The sequence below is a fragment of the Acinetobacter sp. RIT698 genome (assembly GCF_009668065.1).
Classification (GTDB): domain Bacteria; phylum Pseudomonadota; class Gammaproteobacteria; order Pseudomonadales; family Moraxellaceae; genus Acinetobacter; species Acinetobacter guillouiae.
Genome location: NZ_WJYH01000127.1, coordinates 1 through 420 on the forward strand (window position 1 = coordinate 1; position 420 = coordinate 420).

1 pseudogene is annotated in these 420 nt (G+C 46.0%); it reads right to left on the reverse strand.

From position 1 onward, the window contains the following. Nucleotides 1-420, reverse strand: a pseudogene (locus GJV03_RS21355) (acetyl-CoA C-acyltransferase); the annotation flags it as partial.

Sequence of the window (420 nt, forward strand, 5' to 3'; positions counted from 1 at the left end):
GGCTTCATTCAGCTCAATCACATCCATTTGCGCTAAACTAAGATCAGCTTGTTTAAGCAGTTTCTTGATTGCAGGCGCGGGTGCAAAGCCCATAATTCGTGGTTCAACACCTACCGTGGTTGCTGCAATAATTTTGCCACGTGGTTTTAATTGGTATTTTTCTACAGCTTCATCTGAGGCGATCAATAACGCCGCTGCACCATCATTAATCCCAGACGCATTGCCCGCCGTGACCGTACCATCAGCTTTGACCACACCTTTAAGTTTTGTCAGTGCAGCTAAAGTGGTTGATGCACGTGGATGTTCATCTGTATCCACAAGCAAAGCATCACCTTTACGCTGTGGAATAGTGACAGGCACAATCTCATTTTTGAAAAAGCCTTGAGCTTGTGCTACCGCGGTACGTTGTTGGCTGTTGAT